This window comes from Lysinibacillus sp. NPDC093190, assembly GCF_050280425.1.
GTDB lineage: Bacteria > Bacillota > Bacilli > Bacillales_A > Planococcaceae > Lysinibacillus.
Genome location: NZ_JBNNVG010000014.1, coordinates 19,353 through 42,685 on the forward strand (window position 1 = coordinate 19,353; position 23,333 = coordinate 42,685).

Consider the following 23,333-nt stretch of genomic DNA (forward strand, 5'->3'; position numbering starts at 1 on the left):
CTTTTTTGTGTTTTAAAGGAGTGAAAAGAGATGTGTAACCTTATATGTCCATTCATCTGTTAAGCGTCTTTAGCTTTGCAAAAGAGATGGTCAAAATCTATAAGGAGATTAAACAAATGATACTTCAATTAAATGGAATTAGTAAAAGCTATTTGGGAGATCCAGTTCTGTCAAATATAACGATGAAAATTGAGCGAGGAGATAAAATTGGCCTCATAGGTGTTAATGGGGCTGGTAAATCAACATTATTAAAGATAATTGCAGGAGACCTTCCTTATGATAATGGAGAACTGTACATCGGGAAAGGCATTAAAATTGGTTATTTACGTCAAGACAGTGGGTTGAAGCTAGACAATACAATTTGGGCTGAAATGTTAGAAGCGTTACCTGACCTACTTGAGGTTGAAAAAGAACTTCGAGAGCTTGAAAAGAAGATGAGCGAGCCGATGTTCATAGACAATCCTAAAAAATTTGAAAAAATTATGGATCGATATGCAATAAAATCAGAATGGTTTATGCAGCATGGTGGCTATGAAATGGAAGCTAAAATAAACAGTATTCTTAATGGCATGGGCTTTGAAAGTACGTCAAAAAATACCCCTATTCATCAGCTAAGCGGTGGACAAAAAACTCGACTTGCACTAGCGAAAATTTTACTGGAACAGCCAGATTTACTAATGCTAGATGAACCGACGAATCATTTGGATTTTACAACATTAAATTGGCTTGAAGCGTATTTACGCTCATACCAAGGTTCCATTCTTGTCATTTCGCATGATCGATATTTTTTAGATGCACTTGTCAACGGTATTTATGAGATTGAGCGAACAGAAGTCAGGAAATATGTTGGCAATTACTCTAAGTATGTAGAAGGAAAAGAAAAAAATCGTAACTTGCTTGAAAAAAAATATGTCTTGCAACAGCAAAAAATTTCGAAAATGGAAGACTATATACAACGCAATATTACTATGGCTACTTCTTCTAAAAGTGCAAAAAACAAAAGAAAACAGCTTGAGAGAATAAAACGAATTGAAAAGCCTCTAAAGGATTTAAAACATACACAGATGGCATTTTTAATGGAAAAAAACTCTCATAAGGAAGTGTTAAAGGTACGAGATTTATCGGTTTCCTTTACGGTAGAATGCGAGCAACAACCGCTATTAAAAAATATTAATTTTCAGCTACATCGTGGTGATAAGGTTGCATTAATTGGTCCGAATGGTGTTGGAAAATCAACACTAATAAAGACGCTGTTAAAGGAGATTAGTCCAGATAGTGGTGTTATCACTTGGGGGAATGGTGTTACGGTAGGTTACTACGATCAAGAGCAATCGAATTTACATCCAAATAACACCATTTTACATGAGGTCTGGAGTATTACCCGCACATTGAAGAAGCGAGAGTTCGTACTGTTTTGGGGAATTTCTTATTTACTGGTGAAGATGTTTTTAAAAAGATATCTACCCTCAGTGGAGGTGAGAGGGCACGAGTAGCTTTAACGAAACTCGTATTGCTAAAAGCTAATGTGCTTATTATGGATGAGCCAACTAATCACCTTGATTTATTTAGTAAAGAAGTATTGGAACAGGCTCTTTTGAATTTTGAGGGAACACTTTTCTTTATTTCGCATGATCGATATTTTCTTAATAAGCTAGCACACAAAATGGTGGAGCTTTCCACAACTGGTACGAGTATCTTTAGCGGTAATTATGACGATTACATGAAAATGAAATTAAACTAAGGGACATAACATGGAAAGGCAAAGAGGACCACCTATTAAGAAAATATTTGTGTTAGTTAATAAAATATAAAAGCGAAAAGAGGAAGAGAGTATGACAAATAATCAAATTGCAGTTATTACTGGATCAGGTAGTGGAATTGGTAGAGCAACTAGTACTAAATTTGCTGAAAATGGCTATAAAGTTGTGTTAGTAGATTTTAACGAGAAAACTGGAGAAGAGACCCTTAAACTAATTCAACAAAATGGCGGTGAAGGAATTTTCGTTAAAGCGGATGTTTCCAAAGTAGAGGATGTTCAGAATTATGTACAGCAAGCGGTAAACACATATGGCCGTATCGATGTATTCTTCAATAACGCTGGCATTATTCAAAAATTCGCACCATTTACAACGGTAGAATTGGAAGAATACGATCGTCTTATGGATATCAATGTAAAAGGTATTTTTCTTGGCATGAAATATGTCATCCGAGTAATGGAAAAGCAGGGTAAAGGGTCGATTATAAATACTGCTTCATCGGCAGGTATTCGTCCAGAACACAGTATCGCTGTATACTCCGCAAGTAAACATGCAGTAATCGGTTTAACGAAAGGGGTAGCGATCGAGTATGCAAATAAAGGTATTCGTATTAATGCTGTGTGTCCAGGTGGTATCGTTACACCATTATTCCATAGTGTTGCTGAAACACTTGAAAAAACAGGATACGTACCCGAAGAAATGTCACGTGTACGTATGGGACGTCATGGTGAACCAGAAGAAGTAGCAGAAGCGGTCCTATTCTTAGCTTCGGATAAAGCTAGCTTCATGGCTGGTGCTGTTGTCTCTGTTGACGGTAGTTTGACTGTATAAATTTATTGTCCTTGGAACAGCACGCCTTTGGTCTTTTTAATGACCAAAGGTGGTGGCTGTTTTTATGTCGCGAATGTGAAATGAATTAGAGAAAAAATTTTTATAAACAATTATCTGGATAATAAAATAAAATAGTGTTATCGTAAGTAATAGCTAAATAAAAATATCCTTCAGGGTCGGGTGAAATTCCCAATCGGCGGTGATGAAGTAATTCAAAGTCCGTGAGCGCAAGCTGATTTGGTGCAAATCCAAAACCGACAGTTATAGTCTGGATGGGAGAAGGGTAAAAGTGTGAACTTTTTAAATTCGCTTGAGTTTATAAGGTTTATTTGATTATGCTTTTATGTTAACTACTTCCCGTCGTTTAGTTGGGAAGTAGTTTTTGTTTTATTTAGCTAAAAAATTAAATAGCAGTAGTTCTTCGGGGTCGGGTGAAATTCCCAATCGGCGGTGATGAAGTAATTCAAAGTCCGTGAGCGCAAGCTGATTTGGTGCAAATCCAAAACCGACAGTGACAGTCTGGATGGGAGAAGAACGATGAGATGACAGCCTATGGAAAAATTTTGTATCCATGAGGTTTATTTGTTGACGTCTTATGTATATAAACTCCCAAACCCCTTTAATCTAAGGGGTTTTTTGTTTGAACGGAAATTATTAAATGAATGAAAGTAGGTGAAAAAATGTTTACAGGAATTGTTGAGGATATTGGTACCGTAAAAACCATGCAAAGCGATAGAAAAAGTATGAAAATTACCGTTATTTCAAAGAAAATGGTAGAGGATGTAAAGCTCGGGGACAGTATAGCGGTCAATGGTGTTTGTTTAACAGTGATACATTTTAATGAACAAGAGCTAACGATGGATGTAATGCCTGAAACAGTGAGCGCAACAAATTTACAGCAGCTGGCAGTTGGAGATCCGGTAAATTTAGAGCACGCTATGTCAGCTAATGGACGTTTCGGTGGTCATTTTGTATCCGGACATGTAGACGGGGTAGGGAAAATAGTGCGCAAGCGGCCATTAGCAAATGCAGTCTATATTGATATTGAACTATCAACGGAGTTAACGAGCTACTGTATTCCAAAGGGCTCCATCACAATTGATGGAACGAGTCTAACACTCTTTCATGTCGAGAAAAATGGTGTCACAGTATCCCTGATACCTCACACTTACAAGGAAACCATTTTAGGTAAGAAGAAGCTTGGTGATCTCGTCAATGTAGAAACCGATTTAGTTGGAAAATACATTTTGCATCAACTTAAGTATGGACAGGAACCACCGACCATTACAAGAGACTTCTTAGCACAAAACGGGTTTTAACCAATACTCTAAGAACTGGAGGTGGAGATATTGCTACATTCAATTGAAGAAGCAATAGAGGATTTAAAACAAGGTAAGATGATTATTGTAGTAGATGACGAGGACCGAGAAAACGAAGGGGACTTACTCGCACTTGCGGAATTTATGACACCTGAAACGATTAACTTTATGGCGACCTATGGAAGAGGTCTTATTTGTACACCGATTTCACAGCAGATTGCACAAAAATTAGCATTAACGCCTATGGTTAGTATTAATACAGATAATCATCAAACGGCATTTACCGTTAGTATAGATCATGTAGACACAACAACTGGAATTAGCGCCTTTGAACGGGCAATGACTATACAAAAGATGCTAGAGCCACAAGCAAAAGCTGCGGATTTTCGTAGACCGGGCCATGTATTCCCGTTAATTGCAATGGACAATGGTGTATTAGAGCGTAGAGGACATACAGAAGCAACAATCGATTTGGCCAAGCTGTGTAATAGTATTCCTGCGGGAGTTATTTGTGAAATTATGGGCGACAACGGCAAAATGCTACGCTTTAATGACCTCGTTAAATATGCAGCGCAACATCATTTAAAAATGATTTCAATTGAAGCATTGGCAACATATCGTCGTCAACAAATAATAGAAGAAAACACAATGACATTATAAAAAAGGAGAAAAGGACAATGGGTAAAAAATTTGAAGCACAATTAATTGGTACGGATTTAAAAATAGCAGTAGTAGTAGGTCGTTTTAACGAATTTATTACAAGCAAATTATTGGACGGTGCATTAGATGGTTTAAAGCGTCATGGTGTGGATGAGAATTCTATCGATGTAGCATGGGTTCCTGGTGCATTTGAAGTTCCATTCATCGCAAAACAGTTAGCTGAAACAAAGAAATATGATGCAATTATTGGATTAGGTACAGTAATCCGTGGCTCAACAACACATTATGATTATGTATGTAATGAATCAGCAAAAGGAATTGCAAATGTGTCATTAACAACAAATGTACCTGTTATTTTTGGCATTGTTACTACTGAAAATATTGAACAAGCGATTGAACGCGCAGGGACAAAATCCGGGAATAAAGGCTATGACGCGGCAATGTCTGCTATTGAAATGGCAAATTTAAAGAAGATGATTGGATAAATCTTTCCTAATAATAGTATGGAAATTTCATAGGGAATTATTCTGAGAAAGCATTTTTAACATCAAGTATCCTTGAATATTTTTTTAAAGAATGGGGAAAATATCCGTAAGTGTATTTATGTTATTACTCATAAATGTACTAATTTGGAGCTGGTTCAGTAGGAGATGAGGAATATTTCATCAATGGAACAAGAGTTAAATTTGAAATCTTTGAAGTCACTATTTCAACGCTCTGCTGATGTGATATTCCAAGAGTATTTCTTTCAGCAACATAAAGTACATTTGATAAAATGTGAAGCGATGATTAATGAGCGGTTACTGCAGACCGTTATTGTACAACGAGTTCAATCATTATTTACTGCAACATCGGAGGAAATGATAGAAGAACATATACAAAACAATTTACGCGTTCCTCATCTTCAGAAAATATCAAGTAAAGATGATGCCATTACAAGAGTTTATAAAGGACATGTTTTACTCTATTTTGAAGATATGAATTTGCTGTATTCAAGTTATATCGCTAAAAAACCGAATCGGGAGCCTAAAGAAACAACTCTTGAATTAGTTGTCAAAGGTCCGAGAGATGATTTTATTGAGGATGTTTTTATTAATATTGCTTTATTACGAAAACGATTACCTACTAATTCATTAAGTGTTGAGACGTATGAACTTGGTAAACGATCCAGAACAACTGTGGCTGTACTTTATTTTGAAGATGTCGTAAATCAAAAGATGCTTGAGAAAATAAAATTACAGCTGCAACGAATTGATACGGATATTGTATTTAGTGGGGATTTATTGATGGAAAGAATTGAGCAGAGTGCCAAAATTCTACCTAAACATGATTATACTGGACGCCCTGATTTTGCTGTACAAGCTTTAAGTAGAGGGCGCATTATCATCATAGTTGATGGTGTATCATATGCTATCATTATCCCTGCTAATTCAATGTTACTTTTTAAAACTGGTGAAGATAATGAGTATCCGATTATTGTAAGCTCAATGGAGCGTTTACTACGAATTATGGCTATCTTAATCAGTATACTTTTACCAGGTTTTTGGCTAGCACTAACAACCCACCATCAAGAGCAATTGCCATTCATCCTATTGGCAACAGTCGTTGAATCAAGAATGGGGCTTCCATTTCCAACTATTCTTGAAATATTAATGATGCTTTTTATGTTTGAATTATTTCGAGAAGCAAATATACATCTACCCAATGTTATTAGTGGTTCAATAAGTGTTGTCGGGGGATTAATTATTGGAGATGCAGCCATTAAATCGGGTGTTACAAGCCCTTCCATGATTGTAGTGATAGCTACCTCAAGTATTGCAGCCTTTACTCTCGTCAACCAATCTATTGTATCAGCAATGAGTATTCTCAGGTTAATCATTGTTTTAGCATCTGCCTTTTTAGGGTTATTTGGATTTTTCGTTTCGGTGTTTTTCATACTTCTTTATACTGCAAATTTACGAGTATTAGGTGTTCCTTACTTAAATATGGGAGCAGATTTAGACTGGCAGGATATTAAAAGATCTTTAGTTCGCTTATCTCCTTCAGGTTATCGTAAGCGACCGAAATTTTTAAATGTACAGGATGATACAAAGACATCGAGTAGGAAAAAATAAACACTTAGCATGTAGAGATCAGGCTTTTATAGGCCTGTTTTTTTTTCCTTTTTTCACTTGACCTTATATTTACTTGAAGCTTTACGATAAATATAGAAAACCAATTACATTAGGAGAGGACGCAGAACCGATAACAATTTCCTTTAAAGATTATTTGGGCGAAGCTCTAACGCTTCCTAAAAGGTTAAACGGTTGGATTGATCTAAACAACAATGATGGAATGGAATAAGCAATATATAATAAGGAGGGGGCATGATAAAATGCTTCTCCTTTTTAGTTTACTTTCTAGGGAAGGATTATTAAACTAATGGTTGCGACTAGAACGATGTTTCGCTCGAAAAATAAAAATTGTTTTAGAATTTTATTAGTTCCTGACAGACTTCTTCAACGTCAGTAATGGGAAGGAGATAGCCCAAAAAGTAAGTGGCGATAAATGTGGGGTGGTAATAGTCAAAACTCGCTTAGGATGATAAGATAAGAACGAATATTTTGATTTAGAGAGGCGAAGAAACCTGAATGGTATGCATTTACCCAAGCCGGTTCAGGACGTAACCATAAAAAAGAAGATTACTATAGTATAATAGAAATATTGGATAGAATCGTTTCCCTAGTGGAGAGTATGACATGATGTTAACTTCGGCTAACGATTTTTGTATTTGATGCGAAAGCCAAGCCCAACTAAATTAAGGCATTATTCATGTCTATAGATGAGGAAGTACCAGTTAGTATGAAAACAAGAAAAATAAAACTAATTTTATTACTATCAATTATCTTATTAATATTGTTTACAAGTTTAAACATCTTTACATCCTATATAAAAATGAAAAAGACCGTAGAAGAGTCAATCGCGAACCAAAGTCTGGAAGCGGCTAATTCTATTGCATCTTCAATTGATGTAGAGGCGTACAAACAATTTTTAGATAACCCCGAGAAAAACGATTATTATTGGCAATTGAGAAGCTACTTAAATGATGCAAGAGTAAAATTAAGTGCTTTATTTGTTTATACATTAGATATTGTTAATCCAAAGGTATCCAAAGCAATGATTATGGGGTTACCAAGTGAAGTTGAAGGCTTTGATATCGGAATGGACTGTACAGTACCCGAGACACAAGTGCAAAAAGCTTATAATGGAGAAACATTTGCAACAGATGTAATACAAGATTCTGTACATGGCTCCTACTTAACTGTTGGTGCACCGATTAAGGATGAAACAGGGGAGATTATTGCATACTTAGGCATTGATATTAGTGCAGACACATTAAATGACATCAAGGGAAAAGTGATCCAAGACAATCTTTTTATCTTTATTTTTAATGGTGTACTCATTTTAATCGTTATCGGCTCTGTTTTCTTCTTACAGAGATGGTATCAAAAAGAAGTGGCAGAGGAAGTTGGAGCGACAGAAGATACATATCAAGCAGAAATTAAAACTTTAATCAGTTCCGTGTCCTCTTTAAGACATGATTTCACAAATCATATACAAGTATTGCATGGATTTCTGCAATTAGACAAACCTGATCAGGCCAAACAATATTTATATTCACTATCCAAAGAGGTTCAGGCAATTAAGTCTCTCAAATTAAATATTGATCACCCTGGCTTGTCGATTTTATTACAAACGAAAAAACTAACTGCACAAAATCATAATATTGATATGGATTTTTCAGTATCACAGGATGCATTTAATAAAATTAAAACAACGGATTTAATCAAAATCTTGTCGAATTTAATAGATAATGCGATTGATGCGGCAAATGAATTATCGGAAGAGCAGCGTAAAATAACAATTTGCTGTAAAGCTGATGACAAGCAATATGAATTTAAGGTTACAAATACCGGACCAAATATTGTGGAAGCAGAGCAAATATTCAAGCAAGGATTTTCCACTAAGAAACCAGAAAGTGGTAAAATAAGAGGGCAGGGCCTGTTTATTGTAAATGAAATTGTCAATAAGTACGAAGGTCAAATTTCTATCGATTCATCCAAACATTTAGAGACAACGGCAATAGTAACCATTCCAATAAAGTAAATTTCTAAGAGGCTGGGACAAAAGTGTTTCAGCCAACAAAAAAACCGAACTATTCAATGAAACGCTTATGAAGTGTTTCGGAATAGTTCGGTTTTTCTATTTATCGTGTTTTGTTAATTTAGAAATTATTCGACTTTTCGAAGGAGCCATTTAGTTATGTCCCAGCCTCTTTTTATCTTTATTGATTGAAGTTCACGACCGGCGAAAGAGGGAGTTTTAGCAGCGAAGTAAAGGGGTTTACCGGCTAAATAGGAAATTTTACAGGTGAAATAAAGGAATTACTCCGGCAAATTTAGTTGCTCTTTCGATGAAGTAACTCCTTCGCTGCTAAAAGCTGTTTCAACTTTCATATTTACATTTTTTGAGCAATTCATTTCATATATTTCTAATAATCAACATGGTATTCTATTAGGAGGAGATGAAATATTTGGATAAATCAATCTTGGATTTATTGAAAAAGGGTGGATTCATTTTGTATGCAAGGCATGGCGAGGCAACTGTCGGGGTAGATCAGTCATATTTAAATTTTCAAGATTGTTCTACTCAAAGAAATTTGTCTGAAGTTGGGCGAAGGGAAGCCATTTACTTTGGACAAATACTACGCTATTTACAAATTCCAATCAGTTCACCGATTGTCGCAAGTCCTTTTTGTCGAACAATTGAAACGGCAAAGCTTGCATTTCCTTATGCCTATATCCAAATTGATCCGCTTGGATATGAAATTTATAAATTGGGTGGAAACATTCCAATCGTTGAAAAAACAAATATATTATCAATTCTACAATCAGTGCTAGAAAGAAAGCCACCACAGGGGATGAATCAAGTGATCATTGCTCATAGCTTTCCTGAAGGTGTTGGATTAGGGAGAATTTCAAACATCGGAATGGTTATTGTTAAGCCAAACGGTCCTGGAAATGGTTATGAAATAATAAAAAAATTAACTTTAGAAGATTTATCACTTTTAGGTAGTAGCTCAAATTAAACTTCTTTCTATAGAAGCCTCCCACCTCAATAGGTGGTGAGATGAATGCGGGTCTAAATTGCTTTTCAGCGGGTGTCTAAAGCTGAAAGAAGTTAAGCCTCCGGCGGATGTCACGGAATCGGAAAGGAGTCCTTAGAGGATGTTAGCCTAAAATCATCGCATCTATGCGATAACGGCTAACTGACCTGCATCACGCAGGCCTAAGCATAAAGCCGATTCCGGACACAATTATGCCGAGGCATAATTGATAAAGAGATGGGAGATAAGCATGGACATAAAAACGGTCTCACAGTGCACTTTAGAGGAAACTTTAAAAACTTGGAATAAAGGCTTTGAGGGGTATTTTGTACAAATAGAAATGAATGAAGAGATGTTTTTAAACCGAATCGTTGGAGAAGGACTATCGCCAGAGCTTTCAATCGTCGCATTTGATCATAATAATCCTGTGGGTATTGTATTAAATGGCTTCAGACAAATAGATGGTAAGAAAACATCTTGGAATGGCGGAACAGGCATTTCTCCAGACTATCGCGGTAAAGGTGTTTCTCGTGTTTTAATGGAAGAAACTATCGCCATCTATGAAAGAGAGAATGTGGAAGTTGCAACGCTTGAAGCTATAAAAGAGAATAAAGTAGCAATTGCGTTATATGAGAAGTATGGCTATACAATTACAAATCAATTGCTATTTTTAAGTGGCGAATATAAAGCTAAAGTAGAACAGCAAGCCACAATTCATGTGGAAACTATTAGACCAGAGCAGCTATCACATTTATCTTTTTATCAGGAAGATGTTCCTTGGCAATGTAGTTGGCAAAGTAATAAACAAGGTGAAGCTAAAGTTTTTTACAACGAGAATAATGAAGCGATTGGCTATATGTTATATAAAATAGTATGGGATAAGGATGGAGCCATCGACCACATAGTGCTTTATCAATTAGAGCTATTGGAGAATGGCAATGTAGAACATATTCCACACTTTATCGCTAGCATTACAAATCACAAAGTAAATTTAGCCACAGTTAACTTTTTAGCAAGCAATCCAGCGGCGAGCTATTTGATGGAAAATGGGCTAGAGGTGAAGACAGAGCAAGTGCAAATGAAGAAGAACATGTTTGCGAGATGAGTAGAGAGAATTAGGGACGGTTTGAAATGTCAACGTTAAGCTGAACAACAACGTAGATAAATTTTATTAAACTCTAAACTGGAAAGTGGAACAGAGATTTTCTCTACGAATGATAATAATACTTATAAAATCATTGCGGACTTTAATAGGCAACAAATACTTTATAAGGTTTTGCTTGAGGGCTAGTCATCTTTATTTGGATTTGTACCAGGTTGTCAACATTCAAGAATTCCAGTATACTAATCCAATAAAGAATGTAAATAAAGGATGAATTTAAATGACGTTTGAAGAGATATTACCACGCTTAAAAGCGGGAGAAAAAGTAATTCGTAAAGGTTGGGGCGGTGCTGAGTTGTATGTGAAGCTTGTTGGACAAAGCGAACATGATGGCGAGGCTTTGAATCCTTATTTTTTAATTAATGTACGTGGTGAGGGCTATACAATGTTCACACCAACAGTCTGTGATTTATTAGCGGAAGATTGGATAATTGTCAATTAATCGAAAGTGCCATCTCAAATGAGGTGGTTTCTTTGTTTTTTGAGGAGAGATATATATGAAGTTTGAAGAATATAAGGGCAAGACGGTATTTGTAACGGGGGCAGCATCAGGTATTGGTCAAGCCCAAGCTATTGCATTTTTAAAAAATGGAGCGAGTGTATTCGGGTTTGATTTAGATGAGCAAGGGTTAGTAAATTTACATCAACAATATCCTGAACAATTTGCCTATAGAGTAGGTAGTGTATGTAATAAGAACGATGTAGAGCAAGCATTTGAAGCTGCGATTTCAATATTTAAGCAAGTAGATATTTTATTAAATACCGCTGGCGTTTTAGATGGCTTTGCAAAAACGCTTGATACAGATGAGGCGCTTTGGGATAAAATTATGAATACCAATGTAAAGGGTACATTTTTTGTGACAAATACGATATTACCCCATATGGTAAAAAGAAAATCTGGGGTAATCGTTAATATGGCATCTATTGCAGGGCTTGTTGCAGGCGGTGGTGGCGCGGCGTATACAGCGTCTAAACATGCGATTGTAGGCTATACGAAGCAGTTAGACTTAGATTATTGTCGTGAAGGAATTCGCGCCAATGCCATTGCACCTGGAGCCATTCAAACACCAATGAACAAGGCAGATTTTGAAGGTGATGGTGCAATCGCAAAATGGGTCGCCGATGAAACGCCTGCTGGACGTTGGGCCCAACCAAGTGAAGTAGCGAGTTTAACACTTTATTTGGCTAGTCAATCAGCTGATTATATACACGGAGCCATTATACCGATTGATGGCGGATGGCTTACTAAATAGTATTGTTCAATCGTAAATTCTTCTGCTATAATACGCAAGTAAGCAAAATCTAGCTTGCACTGCGGCACTTCAGATAGGGCGAAAAGCTCTCTTCCTTTGGCCGTAGTTATTACTAAAATAGCGGATATGCTATTTTACAAAGGAGAATAAAATTGCATACATCTATTGTAAAAGATTCTAGCCGTACTTCTGTAACCGAACTTACAAAGACGGCACTTGTTGCAGCTTTATATGTGGCTGTAACTGTTTTATTGTCAGTTATAAGTTTTGGGGCAGTTCAACTTCGTTTGTCGGAGATGTTTAACTACCTGGCCCTATATAACAAGCGCTATGTGTTAGCAGTGACTCTAGGAGTAGTACTAGCAAATTTCATGTCACCAACGTGGGTATTAGATGTACCTATTGGTGGAATTGCGACATTTCTCGTTTTAATTCTTTGCAGAAGAGTAACGAAAAATATAACAAATGATATTGTGAAAATGGTTATAACTGCATTGATTTTTGCTATATCAATGTTCACAGTTGCAGGACAATTAACAATTCTCAATGATCTTCCATTTTGGGCAACCTGGTTTACAGTAGGTGTTGGAGAATTGCTATCCATGACTGTTGGTGGTATGACTATTTATTTATTAAATAAAAAAATTGATTTGACGAAATAAATTGAAGTAAAAAAGCAAGTCACCATTAAAAGGGGACTTGCTTTTTTGACTCTATAAGAAACCTAGTTTGCGATGAGTCGGCGGAAAAGGAGGGGGAGCACCTGAATATTTAGAGAACCTTCACATCGTGTCTCCCTCAATAAATTCTTTTCTATATTATTCCACTGTAACAGATAATTCCTTTACAAGGAGAGATGAAGAGCCATACCCATCTGGCAGGAAGTAAAGCTCTGAGCTGATTTCTTCGATATTATTTAAAAACTCAAAGAAGTTTCCGGCGATTGTCATCTGCTTCACAGGTGATGCAATTTTACCATCTTGAATATGGAATCCTTTTGCCGCGACTGAAAAATCACCAGAAACCGTATTCGTACCAGAGTGAAGGCCAGATAATTCAGTAATAAGTACTCCTTCAGAAACTGAGGCCATTAACTCCTCTTGTGATCGCTTACCTGGTGAAATATATAAATTTTGAGGTGCGATTGATAAAGTACCTTTGTACGAGTCTTTATGTGCATGCCCACTCGTTTCGCGGCCTTCCTTTTTTGCCGTTTTTCTATTATGCAAAAGTGTTTGCAGTGTTCCATTTGAAATTATAGCCTGCTCCTTTGTTGCAACACCTTCACCGTCAAAGCTTGCTCCAGACAAAGCTTCAGGATGGAATGGAGCATTCAGTAATGTAAAGGCATCTGACGCTACTTTTTGTCCGACTTTCCCTTTTAAGAGAGATTGGTCCTTTTGTGCATTTTCAGCTGACAATATAGGCATAAAAGTACTTAGTAAAGAAGCTGTCGCATCAGAGCGTAGGATGATTGGGTATTTTCCAGATGGAATCGACTTCTCACCTAGATTCACAAGTGCTTCCTCGGCTGCTGCTTTGGCAATTTCATCAGCATTGAGAGAATAAAAATCACGTGTCATTTTCAAATACCCACCCGTTTTCAGTTCCTCACCTTCTTTCACAACTGTAGAAAGGAAGATGACTAAACCGTTCTCCTTATGTGATAAGGAAAGGTTTTTACTATTCGCTAATGAACGTTCAGTAGTATATTCTTGAAGAAAACAGTAATCAAGCGTTACAATGCGGGAATCGTATGCACGAATTTTTTGTTCAATTGAACGAAGTAGCTTAATTTTTTCAGGAATTCCGATCGTCTCTAATTCTGCATTGTAAAATTCATATGGCGTGTATTCATTACTGCCTTCAAAAATATCTATGCCCTCATCTTCATCTAGAATGTCTGCATTTTCTTTTGCACTGTTGATTAAAAAGGACATCGATTCATCGTCTAGTTTTTCTGTATAGGCGTAACCCATTTTTCCGTTATGTAGCCCACGTAGACTTAGGCCCCCATCTTCAGACGTTTCATAGCTATCAATCTGACTTTCGTATAACATACATTGAAAAGAGTTTTTTCGTTCATAATAAACTTCAGCCTCTATAAAACCGGCTTCTATCGCCTTATTTAGTAGTTTTTCTTGATATTCAGCAATGTTCATAACTTATTCCCCCTTTGTTCCTCCAACTGTCATTTCACTAACACGAATCATCGGCTGACCAACATTGACAGGAATACTACCGCTAATTGATCCGCACATGCCAGCACCGTGCGCAAGATTATTTCCAACACGATCAACTTGCTGTAATGTTTTTGCCCCGTTGCCTATAAGTGTTGCACCACGTACAGGACGATCAATTTTTCCATCCTTTACGATATAAGCCTCCATAACCGCGAAGTTATAATCTCCAGTCGATGGATTTACTTGCCCGCCACCCATATATTTTGCATAAATACCATATTCGGTAGATGCAAAAATTTCTTCAGGTGTAGAAGTGCCTGGAGCGATATATGTGTTCGTCATCCGGGATGTTGGATTGAAACGATAGGATTGGCGACGTGAAGAGCCTGTTGGTTCAGCATTCATACGGCGACCATTAAATTTATCAATCAAGTAGCCTTTTAAAATACCATTTTCAATTAAGATATTTTTTCGCGTTTTTTCCCCTTCATCATCAATGTTAAGGGAACCCCATTCGTTTGGAAGTGTGCCATCATCAATATATGTAACAATATCAGGGGCAACTTTTTCACCAAGACGATTTGCAAAAACGGAATTGTTTTTCGCGACGGCTGTTGCTTCAAGTCCATGACCACAAGCCTCGTGAAATATAACGCCACCAAATTCATTATCAATGATGACTGGGAATTTACCGCTAGGACATTCATCGGCATGAAGCATAGTGACTGCAATACGTGCAGCTTCACCAGCATAGTGCTCCAGATCTAGATTTTCGATAAATTCAAAGCCTGCATGAGCACCAGGACCATAGAAGCCCGTTTGCATTTCTTTGCCCTCGGAGGCAGTTGCCTGGATGGCAAGTCGACTATGAATACGCTTGTCCTCTACAAATTTTCCTTCTGAGTTGGCGATTAAAACATGCTGCTCTTCGTCAAGATACCTTACTTTAACTTGACTGATGCGTTCATCATAATTTCTAGCAATGTCATTAGTCTTTCGCATGATTGTTGCTTTTTTAGCATGCTCCACGCTGTTTGGTAGAATGATAATGTTATGAATAGGCGTAATAATTTCTTTTTTCAGTGGTTGAATCGTTCCAGTAGTACCTCCTTTAATGGCAAGTGCTGCTCGTTTTGCTGCTGCTAGTAGGCCTTCCTCTGAAAAATCATTTGTGTACGTATAGATGCTTTGAAGTCCAGAAAAAATGCGTATACCAATGCCGAAATCACGCCCTGAAATACTTTGTTCAATTTTTCCACTTTGTAATGTTAATTCATTGACAAACTTATCCTCGATGAAAACTTCGGAAAAATCGCCACCTGTAGAAAGAGCTGCTTCAAGTACATTTTCAATAACTGATTGTTTAATCATATTTTCTCCTCCTTTTCTAAAGTATACCAAATAATTCAAAAATTCTGTATTTGTGAAGTATATCACATGATTATATATATTCTATTTGTGACGTTTTATGATAGGGAGTGTTATGAATAGGGGAATATCTCCAATAAATATCTACATGAGAATCAAAAATTAATTATATTTAACATCTTCTTACACCAAACTAGTGGAAAGGAATAGGAAGGTGATGGAATGAAGCAACAGCAATATAGTGCAGGGGATATTGTTTATATTTTTTATCTAGATCCGTCTATTGAGGAAGTAGTAAACATACAGGAAGTGGCGGTAGTGCACAATCCAGATAATCCGAATGAGCAGTCGCTATTTCTCTTTGAGTCGTATTATCCGCTAACAAACGATATTTTAATATTTACAAGCGAAATGGATGCTGAGCAAGCTTATCACCAATATTTTCATTGATGGAGGTAGAACATACTAAGTCTATAAAAACTGATTTTCCTGGAATATAACTACTGTTTTCATGCGACAGCGGCCATTACGCCAAGGGGAAATTGATTAGTATAATCCCAATCTCAATGGTAACGCTAACAGAGATAGTAATGAAGAAGGGGAGAATACATTATGGACTCATTTCAAGCAAATTGTTGGTCGGAGCATGAAGAGCTTAAGGCTGTTATGCTTTGTGCACCTTCAAAATTAGATGTAACAGATTTAACAATAGCTGAAAATGTAGGATGGAGTGCTGCTGTCAATCATGTAAAAGCAATGGAGAATTTCATGGAATTTAAGACAACGCTAGAAAATGCGGGTGTCCATGTTATTGACTATTCGAAAGAGCTAACAAATGATGAGAAAACAGTGAGTGAGCAGCTTATTAATAGGTACTTTGTACGCGATCTTGCCTGTGTTATAGGAAATAGTATTTTCCTTGGAGAGGCAGGTAGTTCGCTAAGGCGTCCAGAGTATCCACATGCACACTCATTATTAGAAAAGTGGTTTCCAGAAAAAAATTTAAAAGTTAAACAACCTTCTACTGCTTTAGAATGTGGAGACGTGCTGATTTTAAATAAGGATGCCGTACTTATTAATATTGGAATGAGAACAACGTTAGAGGCTGTGGAAAGTATCAAGGATCGTATCTTCCAAGAAGGATTTTCGGAAATTGCGATTATTGATTTGCCAAGACGCTCCGATACACTTCATTTAGATATGAATTGTAATGTTACGAACGCTAATCTGCTAATAGCTAAAAACTTTATGCGTTATTTTCCTGTACATGTATTCACAGCTCAAACAAGTCGTTTTGAAATGACTGAGCAATTTTTAAATCACCATGGCTTTGACGTTTACTGGCTTGAAAAATATAATACAATCCCTGATATCAATTTTATAAATCTTAATCCTGAAACACTGTTGATTAGTAAGCAAGCAACGAAGCAGCAATGGACGAAGCATCCACTATTGCAAAAAAAGAACTTGATAGAAATTGATGTATCGGAGCTTGAAAAAGGCGGTGGTGGCATTCGTTGCATGACATTACCATTGTTAAGAAAGTAGCAAAAAGGCAGGAGGGTTGATCAAAATGACATCTAAAACAAGTAAAGGGAGGTTGTCTTGGTGGCAGCTTTCGCTTCTCGGTATAGGTTGTACACTAGGAACAGGATTTTTTCTAGGGACAAGTATGGCCATTCATAAAAGTGGTCCTGCTGTTGTGATTCCTTTTTTGTTAGCGGCGATTGCTACGTACATTGTCTATGATGCTCTTGTTAAGATGTCAGTTGACAATCCAGATAAGGGTTCATTCCGTACTTATGCAAAGCAAGCTTTTGGCAATTGGGCAGGATTTAGTAATGGCTGGATTTACTTAATTTCTGAGATGCTCATTATGGGCAGCCAATTGATGGCGCTTGGTATTTTCACAAAACTGTGGTTTCCGACGCTTCCATTATGGGTAGCTGCGTCTATTTATGCAGCACTTGCGTTAGCCGTTATTCTTACGGGTATGAAGGGCTTTGAAAAGTTTCAAAATATTTTTGGTGCGTTAAAGGCAGCGGCGGTTGTGATGTTTATTATAGTAGCGGCTATTTTAATAATAAAAGGATTTAATTCGGAATCCACTACACTCGATGCACTGCAGGCAAATTATGAAGAATTTTTCTCACAGGGTGTGAAAGGAATATGGCTTGGGCTGCTATATGCCTTTTATGCATTTGGTGGAATTGAGGTTATGGGATTAATGGTCATTGATTTAAAAAATCCTAAAGAAGCACCGAAAGCTGGAAAAGTGATGCTTATTGCTATAACTGTCATTTTTCTAATGGCTATTATGCTTGCCTTGGCACTTGTTTCTTGGAAGGACTTTAATATTGAGGAAAGCCCATTTATTACAGCGCTTAATGGTTATCACATACCTTTTTTTGCAGACATTTTTAATGGCGTTTTAATTATTGCAGGCTTTTCAACAATGGTAGCCTCTTTATACGCGGTCATAACGATTCTCGTTACATTGGCAGAGGATCATGATGCTCCAACGGCTTTAGCGAAAAAAGGGAAGATGAAGATTCCATTTCCTGCATTTCTCTTTTTAGCTAGTGGTTTAATCATCACTATTGTTATAGGCTTTCTTATGCCAGAAAAGATTTTTGAATATTTGGTTACAGCTGCAGGCTTAATGCTGATTTATAACTGGCTCTTTATATTAGTGACCTATAGAAAGCTAATGGAGCTAACGAAGTGGGAGCATGTGAAGAATGGTATCGGAATGTTGCTCATTGTGGTGACGGTGTCTGGGACGTTAGGAGAAAAAACAAGCAGACTCGGATTTTTCGTGAGCCTGCTTTTTATCATCATCATAGGAATTGCGACTTGGATTGTCATGAAAAGGCAAAAACACGGTAAGCATGTTTAACTTCTTTCGACGTGTGTCCAAACATCTGCTGAAATAGAGGAACTCAGTCTAAGAACGCCACGTCCTGTGGCAACGACTGAGTAACCAACATCATGCTGCTGACGCTTCACTTTCGCGCAAAAAACATCTGTTGGCCCAAAGCCTCCGGTGGATGTCACGGAATCGGAAAGGAGTTCTTTGTGCTAGCACAAAGCCGATTCCGGACGTAATTATGCCGAGGCATAATTGATTAATGTTCTTTGTTCTGTGGAAAGTGCAGAGAATGCTGCATACGTAAAAAAGGACATTTCGATGGACTACGATTATCATCGCTTAAAAAATACTGCTTCCATTCATAACTACCTTCTTGCCCGTACCATTTTAAATCAGTATGAGCTGGAATCGCATCGTATTCGGTAATGCGTTGACGAATAAGCTTCTTTAATTTTCGACCAAATACAGTAGAGTCGTTCATTTCTTCAAATATCCAGCGTGGCTGGAATGCCATTAATAAAGTAGAGAAATTACGACTCTTTCTTAATTTGTGTGCGGGCGTTGCACAAGACACAAAATAAGGTTCACCGTTAAAACAAAATTCCCATTCATGATGTGATGGATCGGTTGGAATTTCCTTTGGCCAATCGACATCATCAAATTTAGTTAAATTGTTTAAAACTGACCAAAATAAATTTCTATAATCCGCAACATCGAAGTTTTTATGCATATCATTAGGGGTTTTGAAGAAAATGGTATGTGTTGTATAGTTTCCGAATGTTTGAGAGTACTTATCGTATTCCTTTAAGCATAGTGCTAACGTCTTTATCGATTGTTCCTCTCGTGGATCTCCGATAAAACTATAGCGAAGATGGTTCGATAAAAAACCTTTTCTAGCTGGAATACAAGGAAACGTATTTGCTTCATCTGCAACCATGGCAGCGAAGTCGGTATATGCTGACTGTTGCCATAATGGAAGTGTTTCAAAATGTTCTTCTATCCACTTCTTGTCTAACACTGCTACTTCCACTTATGTCTCCTCCTTCTATACATCTTTATACTATTAAAGAAAAAGCAAATGGGTGACGATGTATAGGCATTAACGATTTCTAAATGGCGAAAGTAGGGGTTATCACTAAATATTTCCATTTTCACCTTTTTGAATTGAAAATAATGATCTTATTCTTAATAGCTCTTTAGTAAGCTCGTAATCAAACAACGCAAATAATATCCCAGGCATCTCCGGTACGATAGACGTATCAACTAAAGGAGGTGCTTGTCTTTTGTCAACAAACAAATTAACCATTCCTGTCAAACTTGATCCCCTCCAACTGAAACATCTACATTGCCTTCTTCCATCGATAAGCGCCAAATAGCGCCACCTGAATGAAAAGGTGGGTGCTATTTGACGCTTATGCTTAAAGTTAGTAGGTGTTTATTTTGTGTGTAGTTAATTTGGAATTCAGCCTATTTTTCTAGTAATTCAAAATATCAACCATCACTAACTAATTAAGTTTAAAAATTATCTCCACCAATTGATAATTATCTCCAACGATTAGTAGTTGATTAAGTGATTAGTTTGTATACTGAAGAACGAAAGTAGGTGAGAATCTGTCTCAATTAGAACCAATTCAACATTTTTATGAAAAGAGAGAACTTGGGATTGTAATCCTTTTTTCATTTGGTAAAGCATTCTCATTCGTTTTGTCTTTTTATCTGATTTACCTTGCAATAAGTAACGGGCAGGAGGGGATTTTTGGATATAGTTTGTCCTTACTTTTGGTAATAATTATTCACTTTGTCTGTTTAAGGCTAGAACGGCTATTTGTTCATAAGGTAGCGTACCAGTATATACGTGATTTACGTATAGCTACTTTAGAAAAAATCGAGAAGCTACCTTTTGAAATCGTTGAAAAACAGTCAAGAGGTCATATGTTGCGTCTAATATTAGATAGAACAGAGCAACTTGAGAATATTATTGCCCATCAAATGCCACAAGCATTATATGCCATTATGATGCCATTGATTTCAGCTGTTTTATTAATAGGAATTGACTGGCGATTTGCTATTTTAGCAATGCTCCCATTACCGATTGCACTATATATTCAATTACGCAAAAATCCTCAATTGTTCATTGTGGGTGAACGCTATGCAAGTATTAGCACAACGATGCAAGAACGAAATGTTGATTTTACGGAAAGTTTAACGTATTTACAAAGCTTCCGTGTAAGAGGCAAGGAATTGGATGCGCTTCAGCAATCCTACACGAATTATCGAACAGTCTGGCAGGAAATGAGTCGAGTAAAAATTCCTCGATTTATTTTATATGTAACGATTGTCGAGGGGGCACTCCTAAGCTTTATCCCTGCAAGTGTTGGTTGGGATGTGTCTGTCACCTTATTTTATGTCGTATTTATATTGGGATTAAATATTTCGATTCCGTTCCGCCAATTTGCAAGCTTTGGACATCAATTTACCGAAGCAAAGCAAATTCAATTGGAGGTTCAGCAGTGGCTTCAGCAACCGGATATGCTATTTGGTTCTAGCAATACAATGATGAAGTGCGATCTTACCTTAGCCGATGTCGGTTATAAATTTGATGAAAGTACGCAAATCGGACTGGTGACCTTCTCGACAAAAGCGAATAATTTCGTCGTTTTAAAAGGGAAATCAGGTAATGGGAAGTCAACTATTTTAAAAATATTAGCTGGACGATATCGAGGTACAGGTACATATGAAATAGATGGTGTTCCGGTGAATGCCTATAGCGAACAAGCACTACGGAATGGTATATGGTTTGTTCCACAAACGAGTCAATTTTTCCATGAAACGCTTCTATTCAATTTAACGCTTGGAAAGATGGTGTCAGAGCATACGCTTCAACATGTTCTCAAAATTGTAGAGTTAAGCGAACGTGTTAGTACATTGCCTGAGGGACTAAAAACCTATATGAATGACTCTAAAGTTATCTTCAGTGGTGGAGAACTACAGAGAATAGCCTTAGCACGTGCAATTCTACAAGATGTACCACTTATTTTATTGGATGAGGCGACAGCAGCAATTGATGAGGCAATGGAACTTCGGATTATTGACCAATTTAAGCGATTGCCACATACCTTTATTAGCATTGCACATCGACAACAACATATACACCAAGCAAATCTTCAAATACAGATTGGGAGAGAAGTATGAACGCATTACAACAATTTAAAAAACAATTACTTATTCGCTCCTTTTTCGCTAGTTTGATTGCATTGTCACCATTAGTAATTTTAGTATTGCTTCTATCAAATTTGTTGGACATGTCCTTTGGAGCAAGTGTAGTTGTGATGGGTATAGCGTTTAGTTGTATTTTTTTTAGTGGTGTATATGAGCAACGCTGGATTCAATCACAGGGAACGGCAGTACTTCAATCCCTTAGACAACAAATTGTAGAGCATTTATTAAACTTACCAATGAAGATTCATCAGGAAAAAGGCAATGCAGGACATTGGCTCACACAAACAATTGATGCAATGGAAATCACTTATACTCATTTAATGCCAAATGTGATGAAAGAAAAAATCAACTTGTTTCTAATTTTACTGTTGCTATGTTTAATCGAGTGGCGTGTTGCAATTCCGTTTGGTCTGCTCTTATTTTTTCTTTTTCGCTATCAAAAGAAAATTGAAAAGAAAATGCAATTTTACGGCACACAGCGAAAGCTTCATTTCGAACAAATTCGTAAACATACCTTGGAATATTTAGAGGGAATTGAATCGATTTTTCGTCAGGGCACACCCGTTGTAAGAAATCGCTTAACTGCTAGCTATAAGGAATTTTATCAAACAAGCATTCAAACAGAACAGCAAGTTGCACCTTATTCTACACGTTTTTATATGGCCTTAACCTTTATGTATATAGGAAGTGTAGTTGCTGGATTTTGGCTTATTAGTCCTCAACAGCTTGGTAGTCTAGTTTTATATGAGATTATTCTTTTTTATCTGTTACATACAGCTCTTCAACTTAAGGAGGCAAGTGATGGTCTAGCTTACTTTACAGTCGTTGAGGAAGAATTAGCACAATGGCTAAAACAGCAAGTAGATGAAGATCAAAATGGAACAGCTTTAGAAGCTGATGTTACATTATCTAGCTTTACATTCCAAAGAGAAAACTATTCGCTTCAACTTCCTATAGCAAGGCTATTAGGTGGTGATCATATTATGATTACTGGTGAGACCGGGGCAGGTAAAACAACGGTTTTCCAGTTAATTTATGGCTTGCTAGCAGATGCCAATATTTCTATTAACAATCATTCAGTTTCTTCGATTTCTCCAACGGTCAAAAGCAAAACAATACATTTTGCGTTGCAGCATATGCCTATTTACAGTGGAGCCGTAAAACAATTACTTATTTGGGCAAATCGAGATGCAACAGAGGCGGAAATGATGCAGGCTTTAAAAGCTATGAAGGTGGACTTTTTAGGTGACGATCCACTTGAAAACTGGATTGGAAAGGGGGGCAGGCAATTATCCGGCGGTGAGCAGCAACGAATTCGCTTAGCACAAGCTTATTTGAGCGGTGCAACGATTTATTTGATGGATGAAATGACGAGTGCATTGGATCAGGCTACGGAATTAGAGGTACTAGAAGCATTTTTAACACATAAAAAGCATGCGATAGTGTTATTTATCACACATCATACAGCTATCAAACCTTACTTTAATCGTTTTTTTACTATTGAAAATGGAAACTTTCGAGAAAAGCAGGAATTGACTTCTTGATTGAAAATGATTATCATTA

At 37.0% G+C, this 23,333-nt stretch carries 21 protein-coding genes, 1 pseudogene and 2 riboswitches; of the genes and pseudogenes, 18 read left to right on the forward strand and 4 right to left on the reverse strand.

What is annotated here, in order from left to right; all coding sequences use genetic code 11:
• Nucleotides 1-116 precede the first annotated feature (116 nt).
• From ACQKOF_RS12495 to ACQKOF_RS12555, 13 genes and pseudogenes are all read left to right on the forward strand, one after another.
• Nucleotides 117-1,493, forward strand: coding sequence for an ABC-F family ATP-binding cassette domain-containing protein (locus tag ACQKOF_RS12495; RefSeq protein ID WP_427557303.1), 1,377 nt, complete (start codon nucleotides 117-119; stop codon nucleotides 1,491-1,493).
• Complete coding sequence (locus ACQKOF_RS12500) at nucleotides 1,415-1,741, forward strand: ATP-binding cassette domain-containing protein (protein ID WP_427557306.1); 327 nt, start codon at nucleotides 1,415-1,417, stop codon at nucleotides 1,739-1,741. The genes ACQKOF_RS12495 and ACQKOF_RS12500 overlap by 79 nt, the downstream gene beginning before the upstream one ends.
• A 91-nt stretch (nucleotides 1,742-1,832) precedes the next feature.
• Entirely contained in the window at nucleotides 1,833-2,588 is a 756-nt protein-coding gene (locus ACQKOF_RS12505) for an SDR family NAD(P)-dependent oxidoreductase (RefSeq protein WP_427557308.1), read from the forward strand.
• A gap of 162 nt (nucleotides 2,589-2,750) precedes the next feature.
• A riboswitch (FMN riboswitch) is annotated at nucleotides 2,751-2,876 on the forward strand.
• Nucleotides 2,877-3,001: 125 nt separating this feature from the next.
• Nucleotides 3,002-3,127: riboswitch (FMN riboswitch) on the forward strand.
• Nucleotides 3,128-3,268: 141 nt separating this feature from the next.
• Entirely contained in the window at nucleotides 3,269-3,907 is a 639-nt protein-coding gene (gene ribE / locus ACQKOF_RS12510; protein ID WP_427557311.1) for a riboflavin synthase, read from the forward strand.
• A gap of 30 nt (nucleotides 3,908-3,937) precedes the next feature.
• Nucleotides 3,938-4,531: pseudogene (ribB, locus tag ACQKOF_RS12515) on the forward strand (3,4-dihydroxy-2-butanone-4-phosphate synthase); the annotation flags it as partial.
• A gap of 53 nt (nucleotides 4,532-4,584) precedes the next feature.
• On the forward strand, nucleotides 4,585-5,052 hold the full coding sequence (gene ribH, locus ACQKOF_RS12520) for a 6,7-dimethyl-8-ribityllumazine synthase (protein ID WP_370048633.1): 468 nt from the start codon (nucleotides 4,585-4,587) through the stop codon (nucleotides 5,050-5,052).
• Between the two features lie 183 nt (nucleotides 5,053-5,235).
• Nucleotides 5,236-6,681, forward strand: a complete 1,446-nt coding sequence (locus ACQKOF_RS12525) for a spore germination protein (RefSeq protein WP_427557315.1) — start codon at nucleotides 5,236-5,238, stop codon at nucleotides 6,679-6,681.
• Between the two features lie 727 nt (nucleotides 6,682-7,408).
• The gene (locus ACQKOF_RS12530; RefSeq protein WP_427557317.1) at nucleotides 7,409-8,713 is read left to right on the forward strand and encodes an ATP-binding protein; all 1,305 of its coding nucleotides are present in this window, start codon (nucleotides 7,409-7,411) and stop codon (nucleotides 8,711-8,713) included.
• Between the two features lie 418 nt (nucleotides 8,714-9,131).
• Nucleotides 9,132-9,695 (forward strand): histidine phosphatase family protein, encoded by a 564-nt coding sequence (locus tag ACQKOF_RS12535; protein WP_427557320.1) that lies wholly within the window; start codon nucleotides 9,132-9,134, stop codon nucleotides 9,693-9,695.
• 268 nt (nucleotides 9,696-9,963) lie between these two features.
• Complete coding sequence (locus ACQKOF_RS12540) at nucleotides 9,964-10,818, forward strand: GNAT family N-acetyltransferase (RefSeq protein ID WP_427557323.1); 855 nt, start codon at nucleotides 9,964-9,966, stop codon at nucleotides 10,816-10,818.
• A 277-nt stretch (nucleotides 10,819-11,095) separates the two neighbouring features.
• Nucleotides 11,096-11,317, forward strand: a complete 222-nt coding sequence (locus ACQKOF_RS12545; protein ID WP_049666662.1) for a DUF2829 domain-containing protein — start codon at nucleotides 11,096-11,098, stop codon at nucleotides 11,315-11,317.
• 55 nt (nucleotides 11,318-11,372) lie between these two features.
• Entirely contained in the window at nucleotides 11,373-12,128 is a 756-nt protein-coding gene (locus ACQKOF_RS12550; protein WP_427557326.1) for a 3-oxoacyl-ACP reductase, read from the forward strand.
• 152 nt (nucleotides 12,129-12,280) lie between these two features.
• Entirely contained in the window at nucleotides 12,281-12,790 is a 510-nt protein-coding gene (locus ACQKOF_RS12555) for a QueT transporter family protein (protein WP_370043432.1), read from the forward strand.
• Between the two features lie 156 nt (nucleotides 12,791-12,946).
• Here ACQKOF_RS12555 and ACQKOF_RS12560 read toward each other — a convergent pair whose 3' ends face one another.
• Both ACQKOF_RS12560 and ACQKOF_RS12565 read right to left on the reverse strand, forming a co-directional pair.
• Entirely contained in the window at nucleotides 12,947-14,290 is a 1,344-nt protein-coding gene (locus tag ACQKOF_RS12560; RefSeq protein ID WP_427557329.1) for a TldD/PmbA family protein, read from the reverse strand.
• A gap of 3 nt (nucleotides 14,291-14,293) precedes the next feature.
• On the reverse strand, nucleotides 14,294-15,682 hold the full coding sequence (locus ACQKOF_RS12565) for a TldD/PmbA family protein (protein WP_427557332.1): 1,389 nt from the start codon (nucleotides 15,680-15,682) through the stop codon (nucleotides 14,294-14,296).
• Between the two features lie 219 nt (nucleotides 15,683-15,901).
• On the opposite strand from ACQKOF_RS12565, the gene ACQKOF_RS12570 reads away from it, so the two are divergent.
• The 3 genes from ACQKOF_RS12570 to ACQKOF_RS12580 all read left to right on the forward strand — a co-directional run bounded on the left by ACQKOF_RS12570 (nucleotide 15,902) and on the right by ACQKOF_RS12580 (nucleotide 18,578).
• A complete protein-coding gene (locus ACQKOF_RS12570) occupies nucleotides 15,902-16,129 on the forward strand; it encodes a transcriptional regulator SplA domain-containing protein (RefSeq protein ID WP_427557335.1) in 228 nt (75 codons plus the stop codon).
• Between the two features lie 162 nt (nucleotides 16,130-16,291).
• Nucleotides 16,292-17,227, forward strand: coding sequence for an arginine deiminase family protein (locus ACQKOF_RS12575; protein WP_427557338.1), 936 nt, complete (start codon nucleotides 16,292-16,294; stop codon nucleotides 17,225-17,227).
• 25 nt (nucleotides 17,228-17,252) lie between these two features.
• Nucleotides 17,253-18,578, forward strand: a complete 1,326-nt coding sequence (locus tag ACQKOF_RS12580) for an amino acid permease (RefSeq protein ID WP_427557339.1) — start codon at nucleotides 17,253-17,255, stop codon at nucleotides 18,576-18,578.
• Nucleotides 18,579-18,807: 229 nt separating this feature from the next.
• On the opposite strand, the gene ACQKOF_RS12585 is transcribed toward ACQKOF_RS12580, so the two are convergent.
• Nucleotides 18,808-19,581, reverse strand: a complete 774-nt coding sequence (locus ACQKOF_RS12585; RefSeq protein WP_427557342.1) for a YqcI/YcgG family protein — start codon at nucleotides 19,579-19,581, stop codon at nucleotides 18,808-18,810.
• 105 nt (nucleotides 19,582-19,686) lie between these two features.
• On the reverse strand, nucleotides 19,687-19,866 hold the full coding sequence (locus ACQKOF_RS12590) for a hypothetical protein (protein WP_427557345.1): 180 nt from the start codon (nucleotides 19,864-19,866) through the stop codon (nucleotides 19,687-19,689).
• Nucleotides 19,867-20,255: 389 nt separating this feature from the next.
• Here ACQKOF_RS12590 and ACQKOF_RS12595 point away from each other — a divergent pair, with 389 nt between their 5' ends.
• Together ACQKOF_RS12595 and ACQKOF_RS12600 are read left to right on the forward strand one after the other, a co-directional pair.
• Nucleotides 20,256-21,743, forward strand: a complete 1,488-nt coding sequence (locus tag ACQKOF_RS12595) for an ATP-binding cassette domain-containing protein (RefSeq protein ID WP_427557348.1) — start codon at nucleotides 20,256-20,258, stop codon at nucleotides 21,741-21,743.
• Nucleotides 21,740-23,314: an ATP-binding cassette domain-containing protein gene (locus ACQKOF_RS12600; RefSeq protein ID WP_427557351.1), complete on the forward strand. Its 1,575-nt coding sequence runs from the start codon at nucleotides 21,740-21,742 to the stop codon at nucleotides 23,312-23,314. Before ACQKOF_RS12595 ends, ACQKOF_RS12600 begins: the two co-directional genes overlap by 4 nt.
• Nucleotides 23,315-23,333: the final 19 nt, after the last annotated feature.